Here is a 17,440-nt window from a genome sequence, read left to right as displayed (position 1 = left end):
TTGGCAGGGCTACCCCCTGCCTTTAGCCGGGCGGATCCTGCCCGGGCGGATCCTGGCCCACCAGGCCGTCGATCGACTCGCGGATGAGATCGGCGTGGCCGTTGTGGCGTGCGTACTCCTCAATCATGTTCAGCAGGATGTAGCGCAGGCTCGGCAATTCGACCTCCGGCCCGGGAGCCGTGCCCTGCCGGTCCAGTCCGCCCTCCAGCAGCGCCTCGGCGAACCGCCCGCGGGCACGCACAACAGCGTGCTGCCACTGGTGGTACAGCTGATCCGGCTGATCCTCATCCGCAGTGCGCCAGTCCCAATCCCGGTCCGCGTCCCAGTCCACCTCGTTCCAGGGCGGCAGTTGCGCCTGGCCGTCCAGCCACTCGGTGGACATGTCGTCCTCGAAGCGCGCGAGGTGCTTCAACATGCCGCCGATGCTCATAGACGACGGCGCCAGCCGCGCCCGCAGGCCTGCCTCGTCCAGTCCTGCTGTCTTCCACGCGAAGGTCGCCCGCTGCCGCTCAAGGAAGCCGAGCAGCATCGCCGGTTCCGGCCCGGCGAGGGGCGGCTCGGTGTCGATGGGCTGGACATTGATGGGCTGAACTGAGTTGGGCTGGATTGATTCGGGCATTAGCGCCTCCTCGCATACGGACCCCACCCACTATTCTCCGGTGCTCCTTCCGCGGCAACCCCTTCCACATCAGGTTTACCTAGGCTCTTTGATGTGTCTATCGTGGAGATATCCAAGGGGAGGAGCACTTATGAATGCAGACCGCATCCGACAGTCCGGGGTGACCCTGTCCTTTCTGCTCTGCATCATCGGCTCGGCAATCGGATCCGGCGCTGCCGGCGGCACACCCATAACCGAAGCAGCTGGTGGGGCACTCAGTTCTGACGCCACCCTGTTGGCGCCGGCCGGTCCTGCCTTCGGCATCTGGAGCATCATCTACGCGGGCCTGGGCGCGTACACCGTCTTCCAATGGCTCCCCTCCCAGAAATCATCACACCGGCAGCGACGTCTCGGCTGGTGGGTGGCCGCGTCGATGCTTCTCAACGCGGCCTGGATCCTGTCCATTCAGGCGGATCTACTCGTCTGGAGCGTCCCGGTGATCGCGGTGTTGCTGGCAGTGCTGGCCGTGCTTTTCCTCCGATACACGTCGCTGAAGTCCTCCTCCCGAATCGACGCCGTGATCACGGACGGCAAGCTCGGCCTCTACCTCGGCTGGGTATGCGTGGCAGTCTGCGCAAACATCACCGCGGCCCTCGTTGCCGCCGGGTTCACCGGTTTCGGCCTGCCTGCCGGGTTCTGGGCCGTGGCCGTCCTCGCAGTGGTCGCCGTAGTCGGCAGCCTGCTCGCGCTACACGGAAACGGCAGGCTGGCGGTCGCGGCTGCTATCGCCTGGGGCCTGGCATGGATTGTTGTTGGCCGCACCGCGGGCGCGCCGGAATCGACGACGGCGGCTGTCGCAGCAGGCGCTGCAGCCGCCGTCGTAGTTCTGACGACGGCGGCGGTGAGAGTGCGACGCTTGTCCCGCCCGGCGGTGACGCATCAGTCAGCGACGCCGTAAACACCGTTAGATCCGCCACAAACCGGCTCGTTATTTTGAATCACTCAGAATAAGAAATTAGGGTTGAGGCATAGCACCGGGGCTCCCCAAACTGCTTCATACAGTCCGATGACTCCGGCTTCGCCATCCTGTCAGCGAGCGCGACCTTCGATGATCTCTGCGTGCAGTCCCGAAGGGCTCTCAACGCCTCCTCCGGCAGTGTCGCCGCACCTCCGGCAGTGTCGCCGTAACAACGCATCCCGAGGCCACCTCTGCGCGGGCTTGCGCTGTCCAAAACCCATCTGAGAACGCATGAACAAGGAGATAAATATGACGCTTCTCGCATCACGTCCCAACGGATCCAGTCTGCACCCAACCCCTTCCCCTGCTGATGTTGCCGGCGGCACCTATGTCACCACCCGCTCACAGCGCCCCTCGACCGCCGGCAGCTACGTCAGGACCGAACAGAGCGGGACCGTCACTGCCCAGGCCGTCCGCGGCCGGTACGTCTCGCTCGGCCGGGTGCCGCAGAACCAGCGCGAAGGCCGCTACACGGACCGCGGCTGACCCCGTGACCGCTATGAGGGGCTTTGGCATGCGCGCGAGCTCCTCATAGCTGGTGTCCTACCGGCCCCTCTGATCGTCGAGATTGAGCAGCCGCAAGGTTGGCTCTCCGAGCCGGCAGCCTCGGCCTGAGAATCAGGGCTTCCGCTTTTGCGGGTAGGGAGTTTCGTGCCGGGCCAGCATATCGACGAAGGACTCGATCCGTTTTTTCCGGCCCACCTCCGTCTTGAGCTGGCTCAGCCGGAAGAGCAGCGCGTACCGGTTCTGGGAGGTCAGGACATCGAACATCGCCTGGGCGTCCGGATTCGCCGCAATCGCTGCGGCCAGATCATCCGGCACGACGGCGGTGGCCGGCCCGGCATAGGCACGCTCCCACCGCCCGTCAGCCTTCGCCAGCTCGACGGCGGCCCGTCCGGCGTCGTGCATCTTCCCCTCCTCCTCCAAACGCGCAATGTGCCCGACGTTGCGCAATGACCAGATGCTGCGCGGTCCACGGGGCGTGAAACGCTGGAAGCTGCTCTCGGCGTCGCGCTTGCGGGTCTGACCGTCGATCCAGCCGAAGCACAGCGCTTCATCGAGGGCCTGGGCGTAGGTCAGTGTGGTGACCGTGCCGCCCTTTTTGTGGAGGACAAGCCAGACTCCCGGAGAACCGGAGTGGTTCTCCTCAAGCCACGTCCGCCATTGCGATGCACCGGGCAGCAGGAGTTCGGGCAGGTCAGCAGCCATGGCTTGAGGATACTGCTGCCCTCTCCCGTTCCGGCCTGCGAGGTGGAGCGAGCCGCTTCTCACGAGTTCGGCCAATGGCTGAAGCACCGCGAGTCAGGTCCGAACCTCGCCCGTTCTGCTATAAAACAGAAGGTATGAACGTGCGCACACCAGACCCGAACCCCGGCTGGCTCAACGAGGACGATTTGTACGAGGCCCGGCGACGGCTCCCGATGGTGTACGTGGAGGCGATTCCGGTCCGCTGCGATTCGCTGGGCTACGTCACCGAGGTGGGGTTGCTGCTGCAGGGCAACGAGCAGGGGGAGATGGTCCGCTCGTTCGTCTCCGGCCGGGTGATGTACCGGGAAACAATCCGTGCCGCGCTCCTGCGCCACCTCGAAAAGGATCTCGGGCCGTTCGCGCTTCCGCAGCTGCCGCCATGCCCGGTCCCCTTCACTGTGGCCGAGTACTTCCCTTCCCCCTCCGAAACCGGCCTCACTGACGACCGGCAGCACGCCGTCGCACTGGCCTACCTCATTCCCGTCACCGGAGAATGCAACCCTCGCCAAGACGCGCTCGAGCTCACCTGGTTGACCCCGGAAGAGGCCCTCAGCCCGACGGTGAGCTCCGAGTTCTCCGGCGGACGCGACAGTCTGCTCCGCCAGGCCCTCGCCTACGCGGGCTGGGGCCGCTGAAGCGATACCGTTGCTTATGGGCCGGAACTTGGCCGCAGTGAGGTAGGAATTCTTCGATGATCGACAGCGACGTAGACGCTCGCGTACAACCGCTCGCCGCCGAGGCGCTCAGCGCGGGTCGCCGGCTGCTCCTTCCGGGTGGCGAGCGCACCGCCGAAGTGGTGGACACCGCCGTCGAACACGATGATTTCGGCGTTCCCGCGGTGGTTGTCGTGACGCTGGAGTCGGGTGAAACGCTCAGGATAGCCACTGGATCCACCGTGCAGGTTGAGCCGGCCGAGGAGATGCCGCTCATCACCGCCGATGAAGGATCGCCGGAAGCACTGGTCGCGCACGTCGCTGCCATCCATCCGGAGAGTCCACGCGTTCAGGAACTGGCCGAGCGGCTGACGCGGGGCGTCAATTTCAAATCGGGCAGCAACCTGCAGGACATACGCGACCTCGCGCTTACCCTGTACGTCGATCTCTCTGACCCGGCCAGCGCACTGCGGGTCTGCGACCTGCTGACCGACCAGCCCTTCGACGGGAACTTTGGGCGCTGGAACCTGATCGAGGCGTGCCTTGCACTGGCGGCCCACTTGACCAGCGAGAGCGATCCTTCCCGCGCGGCGGCCTATTCAGCTGCGCTGCGAACAGCCGACGACGCCGAGACGGACCCGCTGAAGGCCAAGCTCGCCGCCGCTGTCCGGCAACGCCAGCTCAATGAACCGAACCTGTACGACCGGGAGATCGCCCGCGCATCTGATGATCCCGCCGTCGAGAAGGACTGGCGCGGACTGCGGTTGAGCGTCCTGCTGTACCTGCGCGCACACGGCGGTTCTGAGACCCTCAGCCCGGAGGCCCTGGACCGGCGGATCGGGCACGAACTCCTCGCCATCCGGGCCCTCGGCGTCCGCCTTTCCACCTCTGGTTAGGCCGGTTCCGCGGGAGTAAAGTGTCGCGCATGAGCGACTCGGCAGATTCCCTCACGCAGTCCAGCAGTCTCACACAGTCCAGCACCCTCAAGCACCCCGCCCAGTCTCCGCCCCCCGATCCAGCGAATGCGGCCGATCCGTTGAGTGTCCACGTCAACGCGGACGCCCGGCAGGTCTGGACCATGCTTCGTGAACCACGGCTGGTTGCCCAGTGGCACGGTTGGGAGGCCGAGGGCCTGGGCGACGAGATCCACTCCATCTACTTCGCCGCCTCAGTAAAGGAAGGTGCCGATCACACCTCCCTGACGGTCGACGGCGGTGACACCTTCCGGATCCAGCCGGTAACGGATGGAACGGTGGTCACCATTGAACGCGCCGATTCCGACACCGACGTGACGGAGGGCTGGGTCACGTTCCTCCAGCAGCTGCGCTTCGCCCTTGAGCGGCACCCCTCCGGCACGCGGCGCACCGCCTTCTTCTCAGCGCCCAATGCGGGCGAGACCATCATCGAAAAGCTGAACGCGGAACAGCTGCAGCAGCCGGGCGATTCCTATTCCCTCAGCCTGCCGAACGGACACGAGCTGACCGGATCGGTGTGGTTCCGGAGCGAGAAGCAGTTGGGCCTGACGGTCTCGCAGTATGCCGACCACGGCGAAGGGCTGGTCATCCTCGCCGACCAGCCGTCGTCGAGCATGGCCATTGTCTCCACCTACGGACTGGGAGCGAATGCCCGCCGCGAAGCCTTCTCCGCGTGGGACGCGTTCCGGCAGCAGCACTATCCTTCGTCCGATCCGTTGGTGGCCTTGGACGCCGACGCGGGCTAGGCCCGCGACCTGCGCGGGTCCCCAACCAGAAGCGACACCGCCACGCCCACGACGACGCCGATCAGGGTTTCCACGAGCCGGTCGAGAAGGAGCATCCCGGTGTCAGCGGCCGGCGCGGCGAGTTCGCTCATGAGCAGCGCGAGTGGAGTGATGAACAGCATCGCGAGCGCGTAGTGCCGGATCACGAACATCTCCGTCGCGAACTGCAGGACGATCAGCACCAGGACCAGCTGCCAGGGGGCCAGGTCGGGGACAAGCAGGACGGCGGTGATTCCGACGCCGCCGATCGTCCCCAGGAGCCGGTGCCCGGCCCGGTGCAGCCGGCCCATCCGGGTAGCGGCCGCAAGCGGAACGATTGCCGACAGGATGGCCCAGTAGTTGTGGCCGAGGTTCAACGAGGTGGCGATAGCGCCACTTGCGCCGGCGGCGATCGCGTACCGGCCCGCGTTGCCGGCCATGACCTGCCCCGACGGCGGAACCAGGCGGCGCCGTCCCGGCCAGGGCGAGCGCCAGCGCGGGTTCAGCCAGCCGGCGGCACCGATCGCGATCGACAGCAACACGCTCACCAGGGCCGCAAGGAGCGCCTCAGCCACCGGTGCGGTACTCGGAATGGACGCCGTTCCGGCGAACGCGAAGACGTGGAAGAAGGCACCCGGCGGCCGCAGCATCAGCCGGTCCGCGGCATACGAAGTCAGCGCCCCCATGACAACTGAACCGGCCACCACACCCCACGGGCCGGCGTCGTACCGGTTGACCAGCAACCCGGCAGCGATCGCCGCGAGAAGGACGCAGCCCGCCGCAACCTGGTGCTGGAGGCGTATGCCGTGCGAGTCGCCGCGACCATGGATGCCGGTGAATGCCCCGAAGACAGCGAAAACGGCCAGATCGATCCGGTCAATGAGCAGGAGCGTCACCAGCGGAACGGCCACTCCGAGGGCCATGCGTAGGGCTGGAAGGTGGTCGTTCTGCGCGGGCCCGACACGGAAGAATCCTGTCAGAGCGTTCACGCGTCCACCTTTCCCGTATCCGCCGTGGCCGTAATGCCGCATTCCACAGTAGCGTCCGGGGATCTCACCGAATGCTGAGAAGATGGGTTGGTGCCACAATCAGATTTTTCGTTCTCCGTCGGGAAGCGCCTCAGCGAGACCACAGCCGCAGGCGCCGGGCTGCATGGCCGGACGGGAACCATCACCACTCCGCACGGGAGAATCCAGACGCCGGCGTTTATCGCCGTCGGAACCAAGGCCACCGTCAAGGCGGTGCTTCCGGAGTCGATGAAGGAGGCAGGCGCACAGGCGCTCCTGGCGAACGCCTACCACCTTTACCTGCAGCCCGGCGCGGACGTGCTCGACGAAGCCGGCGGGCTCGGGAAGTTCATGAACTGGAACGGACCCACGTTCACGGACTCAGGTGGCTTCCAGGTGATGAGCCTCGGCTCCGGCTTCAAGAAGGTCATCACCATGGACTCCGCGGCAGCCGCCGAGCACGCCGGCGATGACGACCGGGTGGCCGTCGGCAAGGAGCGCCTGGCGCACATTGACGACGACGGCGTGTGGTTCGTCTCGCACCTCAACGGTGACCGGCATCGGTTCACCCCAGAGATCTCGATGCAGGTGCAGCATCAGCTCGGCGCCGACATCATGTTTGCGTTTGACGAGCTCACCACGCTGATGAACTCGCGCGGGTACCAGGAGGAGTCGCTGGAGCGCACCCGGCTGTGGGCGGAACGGTGCATCGTGGAGCACGAGCGGTTGACCATCGAGCGGGCTGACAAGCCGTACCAGGCGCTGTTCGGGGTCATCCAGGGCGCGCAGTACGAGGACCTGCGGCGGAAGGCATCGCGCGATCTCGGGTTGATGAACTTCGACGGCTTCGGCGTTGGAGGTGCGCTGGAGAAGGAGAACCTGGGGACCATCCTCGGCTGGTGCGCCGAAGAACTTCCCGAGGACAAGCCGCGCCACCTGCTCGGCATCTCGGAGCCGGACGATCTGTTCACGGGCATCGAGAACGGGGCTGACACCTTTGACTGCGTCTCCCCCACCCGCGTTGCCCGGAACTCGGCGTTCTACACGCCCGACGGTCGGTGGAACCTCTCGAACGCCCGCTTCAAGCGCGACTTCACGCCGCTGATGGAGGGCTGCGACTGCTACACCTGCACGCACTACACCCGGGCGTACATCCACCATCTGTTCAAGGCTAAGGAGATGGTGTCGGCGACGCTCATCTCGATCCACAACGAGCGGTTCGTGATCCGGATGGTCGACGACGCCCGCGCCGCCATCGAGGACGGGACGTACTTCGACCTCAAGGCCGAGGTCCTGGGGCGTTACTACGCGGCGTCGCGGTAGCTCTCGGGGCGCCGCCGAGCGCGCGGCGTCACACCCCACTCTCCTCGGCCCTAGCGCCAAACCCGCGGATCCGTTGCAAACTGCAGACGAGGCGGCATCGACGCAGCTTCAGCGGCGGCTCTCCAACGGATTCGCTGGTTCGCAGCGCCACACGCGTCCTCGGCATCCCGGTCGGTGCTCGAGGCGCCGCACCCTCAAAAGCGCCGTTTTGGGGCAGGGTCGTGGGGACATCCCCACGACCCTGCAGATGACCGGCGTTTTTGCCCCGCACGGGACACGTAGCGGCACTTCTCCACATAGCGAGGACGGCTGTCCCGGAAACGTGCCTATCCATCCAAGGTTGATGGCATGACAAACACGTACCTGTGGCTAAATTCGTCGGAGCGCTGCTGGCGCACCTCCGAGTTGGAGGAGATGGGGCTTAGCCGCCGGGCTGTCTCAGAACTCATCAGACGAAAAGTTCTTGTCCGTCTCCAAGTCAATGGCTATGTAGCGGCGAAGTACTGGCATTCTCTGAACGATGCGGACAAGGCACGGTGCAAACTCCTAGCGCACGCCCATGCCAGCCGATCCCAGGCTGCAAGTGCGTATAGCCACACTTCGGCCGCTAGAGTTCACGGCCTGAGTCTGTGGAATGTCGATGCCAAAATACACATCACGCAATCTGCCTCAGGGTCATCACGCGAACATAGCCAGGACGTGGCCCGACATAAGGCGCCCTTGCTCCCTTCAGATCTAGACATGGTTGACGGGCTCCGCGTCACATCCCTAGCCCGCACGGTCGTGGACTGCGCCCGTTTGTTGACCTACCGGCAAGGGCTGATTGTGGCCGACCATGCACTCCGGCTCGGCGCCCAACCGACCGAGCTACAGGAAATACTGGCGCGCCAAAGGGGCTACAAGGGCGTTCATATTGCACGCTCGGCTATAGACCATGCCAGCCCTCTGTCCGAATCCCCTGGCGAAACCCTCACTGCTCACATCCTCTCCGAAATGCCAATCCCCCAGCCTCAACAGCAACTAGTTGTGCAGACCAGGTTGGGCGAGCACAGGATCGACTTCGCGTGGAAGGAGCAGAAGCTTGCCCTCGAATTCGACGGGAAGACCAAGTACTTCGATTATGTTCCGACATCCGACGCCCTCTTCCAGGAACGCCGGCGTGAAAAGGCCCTTATGGAAGAGGGCTGGGTTTTCATCAGGCTGGAGTGGGCCGACCTCTTCAAGGATTCAACCCGCGGACGCATCCTGAGAGCGTGGTGGGACCGTACCAGAAGCGCCGCTTAGTAGCAGGAACGTGGGGGTTTCCCCACGATCCTGCTCAGCAACGGCGCTTTTAGAGGAGTGGCCGCGCGGGTCAGGCGGCGTAGCTCGGCTCGCGGCGCTTCACCCAGCGGATCGCCGCCGTCGTCACCGGCAGGAGGAGCACTTCCACCAGGGTCTTGTACACGAAGCCGAAGAAGAGGTAGTTGAGGAACGTCGGGAAGTCCGAGATGCCGATGACGGACGCGGCAATGGCGCAGAAGATCAACGTGTCGGCGAACTCGCCCACGCCGGTCGATGCGAGAAGCCTCGCCACGACGCTACGCTCCCCGAAACGCTCCTTCATACGCACCAGAACCCATGAGTTCAGAGTCTGCCCCACCAGGAACCCCAGCAGCGAAGCGAGGACAATCAGCGGAACCGGCCCCAGCGCCAACTCCAGCGCTTCCTGCTTGGCCAGGCCAAAGTCGTCATTGAAACCGGGCAGCGCGATGATCACGGCATAAGCCAGCGACGCGAACGCCGACAGCAGGAAGGTCACAAGAATTCCCAGACGCGCGGCACGGAATCCGTACACCTCGCTGATCACATCGCCCAGAATGTACGCCAAGGGGAAGAGGAAGAACCCGCCGTCGGTGATGATGCTGAAATCTCCGATGACCGGTCCGATCACCACGCCCTTGGACGCACCGATGTTGGACAGGATTACGACGACGGCCAGCACCGCCAGCATGATCGAGAAGTGGGCACTCCCCGTACTCGCGTAACGGGCCTGGGCATGGTTCTGCAACTGGGTCATTGGTTCTCATTCATTGAAGTGGTTCGCGCAGCTCAATGGAGCCCGCTGTATTAGCACTGTTGTCCGGCTGCCCCCAGACCCAATGATTGTTCCATGAGCTTGGCGGGGCCCCTTTTGAACGTGTTCACATTCGCACTGTATGCTTTCTTGAACATGTTCAGGAAAGGGCCCCATTGACCGTCCACACCGCGAAGAGCGAGGCAACCCGGGCCTTGCTCGTCGAAACCGCCCTTCGGCTTTTCCGCGAGCAGGGATACGACAAAACAACCATGCGCGCCATTGCGTCAGCGGCTGGAGTCTCAACGGGCAACGCGTACTACTACTTCAGTTCAAAGGACGATCTGGTCCAGGAACTCTACCTCTCCCTGCAGGACGAACACCGAAGCGCTTCCCTGCCGCTGCTACGGGAGGGCCAGAATCTCGGGGAACACCTGCGGGCCATCCTGCACTGCGGCATTGACGTTATGGCTCCGTACCATGAGTTCGGTTCCAACTTCATCAGCGTGGCCATCCAGCCCGCCTCCGATGCGAACCCCTTCAGCAGGGACTCGGCAGTGGCGCGCGCGAAGTCCATCGCGCTCTTCAACCACGCCGTAACTACCGCTCGGCCCCAGCCTCCCATGGCTATCCGGGCGGACCTTCCGGAACTCCTCTGGCTGGTCTACATGGGTGTCACCCTCTTCTGGGTTTACGACAAGTCGCCCGGCCAACAGCGCACGCGGCGCCTCATCGACAATGCGGCACCGCTCATCGCCAAACTCGTGATCCTCTCGCGCCTGCCCGTGGTCCGGAAAATCGTCGATGACGTGGTCCAGCTCATCAAGAACGCCAAGCGCTGACCGTTCTTGCCTTTGCAGGAGTGGCGGAGTTGGATTTCATGTGACTGACGCCCGGTAGCTAACCTGCGTTGGCGGAAGCCGCGCGGCGTCGGGCACACTTGACCAATGGCTACGAACGCACCAGCAATCACCCTGACCATCGCCGGCTCCGAAGCGACCGGTGGCGCCGGGGCACAGGTGGACCTGAAGACCTTCCAGGAGCTGGACACCTACGGCATCGCAGCGCTCACGTGCATCGTCTCGTTCGACCCGAAGGACAGCTGGAACCACCGCTTTGTCCCCGTTGATGCGCAGGTCATCGCAGACCAGCTTGAGGCAATCCAGTCCTGCTACGAGATCGGCACCGTCAAGATCGGCATGCTCGGCACACCGCAGACCATCGACACTGTCGCGGGTGCGCTGAAGTCCCAGGAGTGGAACAACGTGGTGCTCGATCCGGTTTTGATCTGCAAGGGCCAGGAGCCGGGCGCCGCGCTGGACACAGACCAGGCCCTCAAGGCGAACATCCTCCCGCTTGCCACTTTCGTTACCCCTAACCACTTCGAGGCGGAGTCCCTCTCGGGGATCGAGATCCAGTCTGTGGAGGACCTGAAGGAAGCGGCACGACGCATTCATGAGGTGAGCGGCGCCGTCGTACTTGCAAAGGGTGGAGTGCGGCTGGAAGGCGACGACGCGGTGGACGTGTTCTACGACGGCGAGACTCTCGAGGTTCTGAGCGAGCCCAAGGTGGGCGACGTTGCAGTCAGCGGCGCGGGATGCACGCTCGCCGCGGCCGTTGCGGCCGAGCTCGCCAAGGGAGCCACTCCCCTGGAAGCTGCCCGCACCGCCAAGGCGTTCGTGACCGAGGGCATCCGAAACAGGGTGTCCTCAAATGCCCCGTTCGACGCCGTCTGGCAGGGCGGCGCGTTGGGCGCCGCCTCCGCGGGCTAACTTCCGCGGGCTAACTACCGCGGGCTGGCTACAGCAGGCTAGACAGCGCGGGCACGATTGCCGCGGGCTGGGCACAGAGGGTTATTCGTTCCGCGGCTCCGTCCGGTCGGCAAGCCGTGCACGGTAGGCGGCGACGGCGGCACGGTTGCCGCAACCCGACTCGCAGAAACGCCTGGACCGGTTCTTGGACAGGTCGATGAGGACGTTTTGGCAGTCTTCCGCTGCGCATCTCCCCAGGCGGCCCAGTTCTTTGCTGCGAACAAGGTCCACGAAAGCCATCGCGGCCTCGACCGCCATGCGCGCCGACAGGGGCGCTTCTCGGGGGATCGCGTGGATGTGGTAGTCCCAGTGGTCGTGGCGCACCAACTGCGGGAGCGCGTGGAACTCGCGCAGCAGGGCGTTCACCACCTCAACGACGTCATCCTCGTTGCGGTCCCAAAGCGCCCGCAGCCGAGGGCGAAGGGCGCGAACGGCCTCCAGTTCGGCTTCATCGAGCTGAACGTTTCCGGTCCAGTTCCATTCCCGGACAAAAGCGTCAAGCGCCTCGATGTCAGGAAGCTGCTCGTCAATTTCGGTGTTCACCAGCGCGACGACTCCCCGGAGCGCCTCCTCCGTGTCATTGGCAAAAAGCATGAGGACTCCTGTCGGTCTCGCTCCACCCTAGCGCGGGTGCGCACCTACCGTGCACTAGATCACGACGGCGGCCGCCGGCTCACGGGAATAGCCCGTAGCGGCAGCGGAGTTGCAAAAAGCATGCATATCGAGATCTGGTCCGACGTGAAATGCCCGTGGTGCTTTGTGGGCAAGCGCCGCTTCGAAAAGGCACTGGCTGCCTTCCCCCACCGTGACAGCGTGGAGGTCACCTGGAAGAGCTTCCAGCTGGACCCAGGTCTTCCCGAGCACTACGAGGGCACCGAGCAGCAGTACCTCTCGGAGCGGAAGGGAATTGCGCCCGAGCAGGTCCGCCAGATGTGGAACCAGCTCACCAGCTCCGCAGCGGACACCGGCATCGAGTTCGACTTCGATTCCGTGGTGGTCGGCAACAGCTTCCCAGCACACCGGTTCCTCCACCTCGCCAAGTCCCTCGGCCTGGGGAACGAGGCGAAGGAAACCATCCTGTCCGCCCACTTTGAGCAGGGACTTGACACGTCCGACGTCGAAATCCTGGTGTCGCTGGGCGCGAAGCTCGGCATTGACGAAGAAGCCGTGCGCGAGACGATGGCCGGCGACCGTTTCGCCGATGACGTCCGGCGGGACATCAGCGAGGCGCAGACGCTCGGGGTCAGCGGCGTACCGTTCTTCGTGATTGACCGGAAGTACGGCATTTCGGGGGCGCAGCCCGTCGAGCTTTTCCGTCAGGCCCTGGATCAGGCATGGCAGGAATCCCACCCGCTCATTCCCGTGTCCACCACCGCCGACGGCGAAACCTGCGGCCCGGACGGCTGCTGACGCTGGCGTGAGAGCTGGCAGCTAACCGGTGGACCAAGTTAAGCGGTGGGCGTGGCCGTCGGGCTTGCCGTGGGCGTCGCGGTGGAGGGAAGTTCGCAGACCAGCGGCCCCGGTTCGGCGTTGACCTTGTCGGCTGCGACCAGGGATTCAAACTCCGAACCGAGGACTACGTCCACCGTGGCGTCCGGACGTTCGTCCTCCAGATATACCGAGTTCGGGATCAGCCGCTGCAGCGTGAACGCCTGGGCGTAACCGTCAGGACCGGATACGACGACGGCGGTCATGTTGGTGCTGCCGATCGTCCGGTTGCCGATCAACTCAACCGCAAACCCCCGCTCTTCGAGAGCGGTGGCGGCGTTGTCAGCCAGCCCGGCGATGCTGGTGCTGTTTAGCACGTTGACGGTGACTGACTTCGGGTCCACCGGCTCGAAGGGGCCGGCTGGACACGCATCCGGAACGATAGGCGCCGGCAACTCTCCCGCCTCCAGCTTGATGTCACCGCGGGCCAGCGCAAGCGCGAAATAGACCGCAGCCGCCAGCACAGCGACCAGAAGCACGAGCACGATGCCGTGCCGGAGCCTTCTCATGTAGGCGTGCGGGCGCTCTACGTTGCCGTCGTCGGCGAAGACCTGCTCAAGATCGTTCTCGGTAACTATGCGGTGTCCGTGCCATTCGATCGGGTTCTTCTTGGAACGAATGGGTTTGTGGCCGGATCTCTTAGCCATCGATCACCAGCACCCGCGCGTGCAGAATGGTGCGCTGGTGCAGCGCTGTGCGCACCGCCCGGTGGAGGCCGTCCTCGAGGTACAGGGTGTCCTTCCACTGCACTACGTGCGGGAAGAGGTCGCCGAAGAAGGTGGAGTCTTCTGCCAGCAGCGCCTCGAGGTCGAGGGTGGTCTTGGTGGTGACGAGTTCGTCGAGCCGCACCTGGCGCGGAGGTACATTTGCCCAGTCTTTGGGGGTCACGTACCCATGGTCGGGATATGGCCGTCCGTCACTCACTGCTTTGAAGATCACCAATACAGCCTAGGCAAGATGAGCCGGCAATGGAATGTGACCCAATGCCGGCTCATCTTGTCGTCGCTAAACAGTTACTATGTGACGCTGCCCGGATCGTCTGCTCAGGCGGCGTCGATCGGGATGGTCCGGGTTGCCAGCACAGCCCCGGTGATCCAGTCCTCCCACTGCACCTTCATGAAGTAGCGGCCCGGCTTCTCCGGCAGGAGCAGCATGTCGAACCGTTCGGCAGCGCCGTAGGCAAGGCGGCTGGTGGTCAACGGATAACCGGCATCCCGGCAGCTCGGCGAGGGCATCCCCGGCTCAGAGGTGTCGCGGAACGGGCGGCCGTCGTGGGAGATGAGTTCCATGATCGGCATCTCCGCGCCGCCCGCGTCAGTGAAGAACACCTGGGTGGGCAGGTAGTTGGCGTTCACCGTCCTGAGCAGCGTGGGCTTCTTCGCTCCCCCCACCACGTTGGCCCGAAGCCGGGACAGGGACCAGACGCGCTCACGTCCCGTCGGGCGCCGGGCGATCTCACCGCCCAGGACGTAGAAGTGGCGCGGCTCGAAGCGGTTCATCCCCACGTCCTCGCCTGACAGCCCGTCCGCATGGTTCATCTCGTGCCAGCGGGGATCCAGCGAGTACGGCGCGAACAGCGCCTCGGTTTCGATGTCGTACTCGGGGCCGTCCACAAAGGCCCGTCGCGCACCCGGGCTCACTGGATAGTCGGGATGCACTACCGGATCCACCACGAGGGGCCCGAACATGCCCATCTGCACATGCAGTGGAGTATTAACATGGCAGTGATAGAAGTACGTCCCGGCTGAACCGTAGTTCGGGTCCCCGGGACGGCCCGCCTCCGGTTGCATCTGGTAGGTGTACTGTCCGTCGACTTCGAAGGAAGTGTGCCCCACGCCGTCGTTCCGTGGGTCCGGCTCCATCCCATGCCAGTGGATGGTGTGCGGTCCCCTGCTGGGATGGACCGTGGCGTGGAAGATCTTCCCTTCCTGGACGCGGAGGGTCGGTCCCGGGAAGCCACGCTCGAAGCGGTCATCCTCGAAGCTCCACATCTCAAATTCGGCACCGTCCGGCATGCGGAGGTCCTCGTGGTGGAAGTCGAAATCCACGGAGACCGCGGCAGGCTGCAGGAACTCGGTGACCGGGTTCGCCGCCTCGAGCTGGTCCGAGCTGAAGTCCACCTGGCTCTCGAAGCGGTGGTGCAGATGGGGCTCGCTTCCCTCGCCGGCAGCTGGTGAAGGGGCGGGCGAGGGCACAGCCGTGGCCGTGGCCGTAGCTGTCGCTGTTGTGCCGGTGTTGGATGTCGCCGTTCCGTTTGCGGGCGGCGCGGTCGTGGTGGGCGGCGCGGTCGTGGAGGGGGGCGCGGTCGTGGTGGGCGCCGTCGTCGGAGTTGCCGATCGGGTGGCTCGACGCGCCCGCCTTGACTGCCTCCGCTCGGTGCGTCTGCGGCTGAAGATACTCACTGTGTGGCTCCTGGGTTAGGACCCTTGAGGGTCCAGTGTGCAACGAGTCCGCCGGGGTAAAGCCCGCCGGCAGCGGTTTGGGACGGTTCCGCATGGCAGTGCATCGGATAGACCCAGTCGGTGGTGCGGGCAAACCAGACGGGATCGATCGCATCCGGCGGTCGCTTGATCGGGATGATGCAGTCCTTGCGCTGCATGGCTTCAAGCTCCACCACGTCCTCCCATTGCTGGACAACCACGTGGCCCTTGGCGTCTACGAATCCGTCGTGGCGTGGCCAGTCGACGTTGTCGCGCCGCACTGTCCAGATGTGGTTCCCGTGGAAATGCATCTGATGCCAGACGATGCCTGGATTGACCAGCCGCACCAGTTGTCCGCCGCGCAGGGTCCCTGCCTCCGTCCCCTCGCCGAACTGGCGCACGTCCACCTGGCGCGGATAGCCGGAAATGAGGGTTTCCTCCTCGGAAGCGAGGTTGAGGTCCTCGTTGAAGGTGATCGCGAGGGATTCAAACCCGCTTCGCCCGTTGAGGGTGAAGTATCGCGGAACAGCCCGTGTCTGCGTCGGATTGACCGTCTGCCCTGACGCTTCCATCGAGGCCCAGCGCGGTTCGATCGCGTGGCAGATCCATACCCACTGGCGCTCAAACGTGGCGCCGTCCTCGGCGATGTCCCATTGATGCTCCGGGTCCATCACCACCAGCACGCCGAACAGGCCCAGGACGCGTTCAACCGGCGCGTTGGTGGGGTCCGCGAAGATGTAGGTGCCAGGTGGCGGGCACGGGAATTCAAGGGTCGCCACAGAGTCCGGGGCTATCGCGCCCGTGGTGAGGTCGGCGCCGTCGGGCCCGGCTTCAAACACGGTAAGCGTGTGCGGCTTGTTCAGCCGGTTCTGGACGCGAAGGCAAACCGTGCTGCCCAGCTCGGCAATAACTGTCCGCTGCGGGAAGTAGCTTGCCCAGTAGTTCCGGCGAATCAGGTACTGGCCCGGGTTAGCCGGGTCCGGGCCCACCGGCGTCGGCGTTCCGCGCGGCGGCAGGGGTGCCCCGATCGGGTAGCTGCGGCTGGGCACCACCTCGTTGTCTTTCGTTATGACGGTGGGTTCCATGCAGAGGCTGGGGTTCTCGTCGTCAATGTCGGTGGGTCGACTGCCGAAGCCGCGGTGGTACACAAGGGTGTCGTCCACCATCTTGAGGTAGCCCTCGTTGATGTAGACGTCCAGCACACCCGGCAGCGGCGCCAGCGCCAGCGGAACCGGCGTGCGCGCCACCCGCGCCCGGGGCACGGCCGGCTGCACCAGGGGCAGCGCGGCGAATCCCAGGCCGGCTGCTGCTCCCAGCTTGAGCAGGTCACCTCTGGCAAGTATTTCCGGGGGCAGTTGCTCAGCCATGATGTCCCTCCAGGGAACCAGGTCGAAGGGAGATACGGGGAAGGGCGAGCACCAGCGGCGCAGACTCGCCCCAGGGATCGGTGAACCGAGCGGAAATAGTGGTGGCCCCGATAGGCATCAGGTAGCTGATCCAGACGCTGCGGGTGGAATCCGGCGTCAGCAGGATCTTGGACACCTCGGCGCTCCGGTTGGTCACCGTTGTCTCACCCAGTGACAGCCGCAGCTGCCCCGGCGCGAACAGGACGTTGCGCGATGAGGTGTTTCGGACGGCCAACTGCACGGCCAGGTGTTCGCCCCAGGTGTGGTTGAAAGGTTGTGCCCCCGCCCCCGGCGGGGCTGCCCCATGGGTGGAGTGTGCGCTTGGTGTGCCTGCCAGCCGGGCCTGCCGCTCTGCCGCGGCGATACGGACGGAACCGAACGACGTCGGAACCTCCTCCGTGCCCCCTGCGGCGGAGACGATGCTCCAGCCTGCTGCGGTCCCAAGTGCACCGGTGCCGATAAGAATGCCAAATACTCTTCGCGTCAGTCCGGTGGGACGGTCGGCTGCCTCCCCAGGCAACAGGTCAGCCGCATCCTGCTCGGCTATCGCGATTTCAGAAATCGCCATTGCGTGCCTCAATGAATCGTGCGTGGATGCTGCAGGACACCAGTCTTATTTCAAGACCTTGGAGAAACCCTGCGGGTGTCATCGATTTCTTCGGCGCCTTCTGCGA

General features: G+C 64.7%; 21 protein-coding genes. 11 read left to right on the top strand and 10 right to left on the bottom strand.

The annotated features are described in order from the left end of the window. Window positions 1-22: 22 nt before the first annotated feature. Complete coding sequence (locus GC088_RS01695; protein ID WP_323960194.1) at window positions 23-619, bottom strand: DinB family protein; 597 nt, start codon at window positions 617-619, stop codon at window positions 23-25. 130 nt (window positions 620-749) lie between these two features. Here GC088_RS01695 and GC088_RS01690 point away from each other — a divergent pair, with 130 nt between their 5' ends. After that, complete coding sequence (locus GC088_RS01690) at window positions 750-1,556, top strand: TspO-related membrane protein (RefSeq protein ID WP_323960193.1); 807 nt, start codon at window positions 750-752, stop codon at window positions 1,554-1,556. Between the two features lie 309 nt (window positions 1,557-1,865). Continuing rightward, window positions 1,866-2,102 (top strand): hypothetical protein, encoded by a 237-nt coding sequence (locus GC088_RS01685; protein ID WP_323960192.1) that lies wholly within the window; start codon window positions 1,866-1,868, stop codon window positions 2,100-2,102. Between the two features lie 132 nt (window positions 2,103-2,234). On the opposite strand, the gene GC088_RS01680 is transcribed toward GC088_RS01685, so the two are convergent. Beyond that, window positions 2,235-2,825 carry a YdeI/OmpD-associated family protein gene (locus GC088_RS01680; protein WP_323960191.1) on the bottom strand — a complete coding sequence of 197 codons (591 nt, stop codon included), beginning with the start codon at window positions 2,823-2,825 and terminating at the stop codon, window positions 2,235-2,237. Between the two features lie 134 nt (window positions 2,826-2,959). Here GC088_RS01680 and GC088_RS01675 point away from each other — a divergent pair, with 134 nt between their 5' ends. From GC088_RS01675 to GC088_RS01665, 3 genes are read left to right on the top strand one after another with little or no spacing between them, the layout of a single operon-like run. Beyond that, complete coding sequence (locus tag GC088_RS01675) at window positions 2,960-3,499, top strand: NUDIX hydrolase family protein (protein WP_323960190.1); 540 nt, start codon at window positions 2,960-2,962, stop codon at window positions 3,497-3,499. Between the two features lie 56 nt (window positions 3,500-3,555). After that, a complete protein-coding gene (locus GC088_RS01670) occupies window positions 3,556-4,413 on the top strand; it encodes a DUF6707 family protein (protein WP_323960189.1) in 858 nt (285 codons plus the stop codon). A 29-nt stretch (window positions 4,414-4,442) separates the two neighbouring features. After that, a complete protein-coding gene (locus GC088_RS01665; protein ID WP_323960187.1) occupies window positions 4,443-5,237 on the top strand; it encodes an SRPBCC domain-containing protein in 795 nt (264 codons plus the stop codon). Here GC088_RS01665 and GC088_RS01660 read toward each other — a convergent pair. Continuing rightward, window positions 5,234-6,244, bottom strand: coding sequence for an FUSC family protein (locus GC088_RS01660; RefSeq protein WP_323960186.1), 1,011 nt, complete (start codon window positions 6,242-6,244; stop codon window positions 5,234-5,236). The two genes, GC088_RS01665 and GC088_RS01660, sit on opposite strands and share 4 nt — an antisense overlap. Window positions 6,245-6,331: 87 nt before the next feature. Here GC088_RS01660 and tgt point away from each other — a divergent pair, with 87 nt between their 5' ends. Together tgt and GC088_RS01650 are read left to right on the top strand one after the other, a co-directional pair. After that, window positions 6,332-7,585: a tRNA guanosine(34) transglycosylase Tgt gene (gene tgt, locus GC088_RS01655; RefSeq protein WP_416377485.1), complete on the top strand. Its 1,254-nt coding sequence runs from the start codon at window positions 6,332-6,334 to the stop codon at window positions 7,583-7,585. A gap of 741 nt (window positions 7,586-8,326) precedes the next feature. Continuing rightward, window positions 8,327-8,869 carry a putative endonuclease domain-containing protein gene (locus GC088_RS01650; protein WP_323960184.1) on the top strand — a complete coding sequence of 181 codons (543 nt, stop codon included), beginning with the start codon at window positions 8,327-8,329 and terminating at the stop codon, window positions 8,867-8,869. 70 nt (window positions 8,870-8,939) lie between these two features. Here GC088_RS01650 and GC088_RS01645 read toward each other — a convergent pair whose 3' ends face one another. Further along, window positions 8,940-9,644: a queuosine precursor transporter gene (locus tag GC088_RS01645; RefSeq protein ID WP_323960182.1), complete on the bottom strand. Its 705-nt coding sequence runs from the start codon at window positions 9,642-9,644 to the stop codon at window positions 8,940-8,942. Between the two features lie 173 nt (window positions 9,645-9,817). Between GC088_RS01645 and GC088_RS01640 the strand changes: the two genes are divergently transcribed. Continuing rightward, on the top strand, window positions 9,818-10,483 hold the full coding sequence (locus tag GC088_RS01640) for a TetR/AcrR family transcriptional regulator (protein ID WP_323960181.1): 666 nt from the start codon (window positions 9,818-9,820) through the stop codon (window positions 10,481-10,483). 105 nt (window positions 10,484-10,588) lie between these two features. Continuing rightward, complete coding sequence (gene thiD / locus GC088_RS01635) at window positions 10,589-11,413, top strand: bifunctional hydroxymethylpyrimidine kinase/phosphomethylpyrimidine kinase (RefSeq protein ID WP_323960180.1); 825 nt, start codon at window positions 10,589-10,591, stop codon at window positions 11,411-11,413. A gap of 81 nt (window positions 11,414-11,494) precedes the next feature. Here the strand turns inward: thiD and GC088_RS01630 are convergent, their stop codons facing one another. After that, entirely contained in the window at window positions 11,495-12,046 is a 552-nt protein-coding gene (locus GC088_RS01630; protein WP_323960179.1) for a CGNR zinc finger domain-containing protein, read from the bottom strand. A 120-nt stretch (window positions 12,047-12,166) separates the two neighbouring features. On the opposite strand from GC088_RS01630, the gene GC088_RS01625 reads away from it, so the two are divergent. Continuing rightward, window positions 12,167-12,862: a DsbA family oxidoreductase gene (locus GC088_RS01625; protein ID WP_323961873.1), complete on the top strand. Its 696-nt coding sequence runs from the start codon at window positions 12,167-12,169 to the stop codon at window positions 12,860-12,862. Window positions 12,863-12,900: 38 nt separating this feature from the next. Here the strand turns inward: GC088_RS01625 and GC088_RS01620 are convergent, their stop codons facing one another. The 3 genes from GC088_RS01620 to GC088_RS01610 form a co-directional block, all read right to left on the bottom strand. Beyond that, window positions 12,901-13,587, bottom strand: a complete 687-nt coding sequence (locus tag GC088_RS01620; protein WP_323960178.1) for a LytR C-terminal domain-containing protein — start codon at window positions 13,585-13,587, stop codon at window positions 12,901-12,903. Then, window positions 13,580-13,879, bottom strand: a complete 300-nt coding sequence (locus GC088_RS01615; RefSeq protein WP_323960177.1) for a type II toxin-antitoxin system VapB family antitoxin — start codon at window positions 13,877-13,879, stop codon at window positions 13,580-13,582. The genes GC088_RS01620 and GC088_RS01615 overlap by 8 nt, the downstream gene beginning before the upstream one ends. A 104-nt stretch (window positions 13,880-13,983) precedes the next feature. After that, complete coding sequence (locus tag GC088_RS01610) at window positions 13,984-15,135, bottom strand: multicopper oxidase domain-containing protein (RefSeq protein WP_323960176.1); 1,152 nt, start codon at window positions 15,133-15,135, stop codon at window positions 13,984-13,986. A gap of 4 nt (window positions 15,136-15,139) precedes the next feature. Between GC088_RS01610 and GC088_RS01605 the strand changes: the two genes are divergently transcribed. Next, window positions 15,140-15,361 (top strand): hypothetical protein, encoded by a 222-nt coding sequence (locus tag GC088_RS01605; protein ID WP_323960175.1) that lies wholly within the window; start codon window positions 15,140-15,142, stop codon window positions 15,359-15,361. On the opposite strand, the gene GC088_RS01600 is transcribed toward GC088_RS01605, so the two are convergent. Then, entirely contained in the window at window positions 15,339-16,727 is a 1,389-nt protein-coding gene (locus GC088_RS01600) for a multicopper oxidase domain-containing protein (protein WP_323960174.1), read from the bottom strand. The genes GC088_RS01605 and GC088_RS01600 overlap by 23 nt on opposite strands. Next, entirely contained in the window at window positions 16,720-17,334 is a 615-nt protein-coding gene (locus GC088_RS01595) for a DUF4352 domain-containing protein (protein WP_323960173.1), read from the bottom strand. The genes GC088_RS01600 and GC088_RS01595 overlap by 8 nt, the downstream gene beginning before the upstream one ends. Window positions 17,335-17,440: the final 106 nt, after the last annotated feature.

The organism is Arthrobacter sp. JZ12 (assembly GCF_035189165.1).
GTDB lineage: Bacteria > Actinomycetota > Actinomycetes > Actinomycetales > Micrococcaceae > Arthrobacter_D.
The sequence above is the reverse complement of the archived record's forward strand: the minus strand, read 5'-3'. Positions and strand labels throughout refer to the sequence as shown.